General features: G+C 71.2%; 4 protein-coding genes and 1 pseudogene. All 5 read right to left on the bottom strand.

Features of this window, described 5'->3' with window-relative positions; all coding sequences use genetic code 11:
* A pseudogene (locus R6V09_RS49570) lies at nt 1-424 on the bottom strand (hypothetical protein); the annotation flags it as partial.
* A 216-nt stretch (nt 425-640) separates the two neighbouring features.
* Nucleotides 641-1,279 carry a GNAT family N-acetyltransferase gene (locus R6V09_RS49565; protein WP_317888006.1) on the bottom strand — a complete coding sequence of 213 codons (639 nt, stop codon included), beginning with the start codon at nt 1,277-1,279 and terminating at the stop codon, nt 641-643.
* Nucleotides 1,276-1,818, bottom strand: a complete 543-nt coding sequence (locus R6V09_RS49560; RefSeq protein ID WP_317888005.1) for a MogA/MoaB family molybdenum cofactor biosynthesis protein — start codon at nt 1,816-1,818, stop codon at nt 1,276-1,278. The genes R6V09_RS49565 and R6V09_RS49560 overlap by 4 nt, the downstream gene beginning before the upstream one ends.
* Nucleotides 1,815-2,327, bottom strand: a complete 513-nt coding sequence (moaC, locus tag R6V09_RS49555; protein WP_317888004.1) for a cyclic pyranopterin monophosphate synthase MoaC — start codon at nt 2,325-2,327, stop codon at nt 1,815-1,817. The genes R6V09_RS49560 and moaC overlap by 4 nt, the downstream gene beginning before the upstream one ends.
* Nucleotides 2,328-2,389: 62 nt before the next feature.
* Nucleotides 2,390-3,164, bottom strand: a 775-nt coding sequence (locus R6V09_RS49550) for a molybdopterin molybdotransferase MoeA (protein ID WP_317888003.1), incomplete at its 5' end; no start/stop codon positions are given.

Raw genomic sequence — 3,164 nt, 5'->3', positions numbered from 1 at the left:
GGTCCCGGGCTTGGTCGCGCGCCGGTTCACGGCCCGGCTCACGCGCGGGTTCGCGCGCCGACTCGCGTGCCGCTTCGCGCTCCGGTTCCCGCGTCGCTTCCGACCGCTCGGGGTCCGGCCGGCGGACCTGCGCGTGCACCTGGGGACGGGCCGGGGGCATGGCGAAGGCCCGGACGTCCACCGAGTCGGTGACGGCGTCCGGCACTACGGCGCTGGGCTCCCCCTCCTCGGTGGAGCGCGCCCGCAGGTCCTTGGCGTACCGGCGCTCCATTCCCGCCCGTCCGGACAGCAGCCGGATGGCGGTGCTGAAGCGTTCCGTCGGACGGGCCTCGTTCAGCTCGTCCTGCCTACGGAGCCACATCGGCACCAAGTAGGCGGCCCAGGCCCCGACAATGACTGCGTAGATGAGGCCGCTGCTGCTCACGCCTCACACGGTAGAGGGGTTTGCGTGAGGCCATCTGCCAATTGAGTCGGTGTGTCGCACGATCTGGCTGATATTTCGAGCTTTTTTTGTGACCGATGCGATCAACAGGCCGCCGAGTTGGCGAATTCATTGCCCCAAGGCGGTCATCCACCGATCACTTTCGAACACTTATTCCATTTCCGGGGATCCGGGCTTCCGGGCCCAACGGACGCCCCGCTACGCGGGATTGTCGTGCGGTGTACTCCGGGAGCGTGCCCGCTGCCAGCGGGCCAGCAACCCTTCGGGCACCTCTTCCGCGGTGAGGGCGAAGACGAGGTGGTCGCGCCAGGCGCCGTCGATGTGGAGATAACGGGGCCTGAGGCCCTCCTCACGGAATCCGAGTTTCTCGACGACCCGGCGGCTGGGGCCGTTCTCCGGGCGAATGCAGACCTCGATGCGGTGCAGTCCCACGGCCCGGAAACAGTGGTCGACGACGAGTGCCACGGACGTCGGCATCACCCCGCGCCCGGCCACCGACTCGTCCACCCAGTAACCGATGTGACCCGAGCACATCGAGCCCCAGGTGATCCCGGCGACCGTCAACTGCCCGACCAGGCGCCCCTGGTACTCGATGACGAACGGCAGCATCCGGCCCGAGTTCGCCTCGGAACGCAGGTGCCTGACCATCTGCCGGTAGGTCGGCCGGTGCGCGATCGGCCCGCTGGGCGTGGGCGGCGGAATCGTCGCCTCCCAGGGGCGCAGCCAGTCCCGGTTGCGCCGGTTGACCTCGCGCCAGTCCCGCTGGTCGCGGAGTTTTATCGGCCTCAGGACGATGTCGCCGTCCGCCAGTACGGCGGGCCAGGATGGGCTGTTCAGCTCGCACCCCCACTGGTGTCGGCGGGTCTGGGGTGATCGCCGCCGCGGATCTGGTCGACGGCGTGCGCCAGCAGGGGCTCCAGCACGGCGAGGCCGTCCTTCACCCCGCCGCTGGAACCCGGCAGGTTGACGATCAGTGTGCGCCCGGCGACTCCGGCCAGGCCACGGGAGAGCGCCGCGGTCGGCACCTTCTCCCGGCCGTACGCCCGGATGGCCTCGGCGATGCCCGGCACCTCGTAGTCGATCACCGCGCGGGTGGCCTCGGGGGTGCGGTCGGTGGGCGAGACGCCGGTGCCGCCGGTAGTGACGACGGCGTCGTAGCCGGCGTCCACAGCGGCGCGCAGGGCGGCCTCGACCGGGCGGCCGTCCGGGACCACCTGCGGTCCCTCGACCGCGAAGCCGAAGTCCTTGAGGCCGGCGGCGATCAAGGGGCCGCCCTTGTCCTCGTAGACCCCGGCGGCGGCCCGGTTGGAGGCGGTGACCACCAGCGCCCTGTACGACGCGGGCAGCGCGCCACCGGCTGATTCGTCGGGCCTCATGTCCGGCTCCAGTCCCCCGACTTGCCGCCCGTCTTCTCCTCCACGCGCACGTCCGTGATGACCGCTCCCTTGTCGACCGCCTTGACCATGTCGATCACGGTGAGCGCGGCGACGGAGACCGCGGTGAGGGCCTCCATCTCGACGCCCGTGCGGTCCGTCGTCTTCACGGTGGCCCGGATCCGTACGGAGTCGTCCGCGACCGACAGATCCAGTTTCACACCCGACACCGACAACGGGTGACAGAGCGGGATCAGATCGGGAGTGCGTTTGGCGCCCATGATCCCCGCGATGCGCGCGGTGGCCAGGGCGTCGCCCTTGGGGACTCCCTCGCCGCGAAGCAGTTCGACCACGCGGGGCGAGACGAGGACGCGTCCGCTGGCGGTGGCGGTGCGCGCGGTCACGTCCTTGCCGGACACGTCGACCATCCGGGCGGCGCCCGCGTCGTCGATGTGCGTGAGGCGGTCTTGCGCAAGGGGTCCGGGGGTGTCCCCCCGGAAAGGCTCAGTCATGCTGTGTGGCGCTCCCGGTCCGGGCGTGTTGTGCGCGACACGGTACCGCCAACCAGGAGTGCTCAGCCGAGCAGGACCACCTCGACCTCGGTACCGGGCTCGACGGACTCGACGTCCTCGGGGACGACGATCAGCGCGTCGGCGAGCGCTAGGGCCGCCACCAGGTGCGATCCGGCGCCCCCCACGGGGGTGACGTCGCCGTCGGCGTACGTCCCGCGCAGGAATTGTCTGCGCCCCTTCGGGGAGGTCAGCGCCTTGTCCGTGGTGAGGATGGCCCGGGTCCTCAGGCGGTGGACGTCGTCCAGGCCCATCAGGGCGCGGATCGCGGGGCGGGCGAACAGCTCGAAGGAGACGTACGACGACACCGGGTTGCCGGGGAGGGCGAGCAGCGGGATGTGGTCGGGGCCGATGGAGCCGAAGCCCTGGGGTTTGCCGGGCTGCATGGCGAGCTTGCGGAAGTCGATCCCGGCGCCCTCCTCGTCCTCGTCGCCCACGGAGGACAGCGCCTCCTTGACGACGTCGTACGCCCCGACGCTCACGCCGCCGGTGGTGACCAGGAGATCGGCGCGGACGAGCTGGTCCTCGATGGTGGAGCGGAGGGTCTCGGCGTCGTCGGCGACGGCGCCGACCCGGTACGCGATGGCGCCGGCGTCGCGGGCGGCGGCGGTGAGGGCGAAGCTGTTGGAGTCGTAGATCTGGCCGTCGCCCAACTGCTCGTCGGGCTGGACGAGTTCGCTGCCGGTGGACATGACGACCACGCGCGGGCGGGGGCGGACGCGGACCGTGCCGCGGCCGATGGCGGCGAGCAGGGCGATCTGCGGTGGGCCGAGGATCGTG

The organism is Streptomyces sp. W16 (assembly GCF_033194735.1).
Taxonomy (GTDB): Bacteria; Actinomycetota; Actinomycetes; order Streptomycetales; family Streptomycetaceae; genus Streptomyces.
This window is presented reverse-complemented; position numbering and strand designations above follow the sequence as displayed.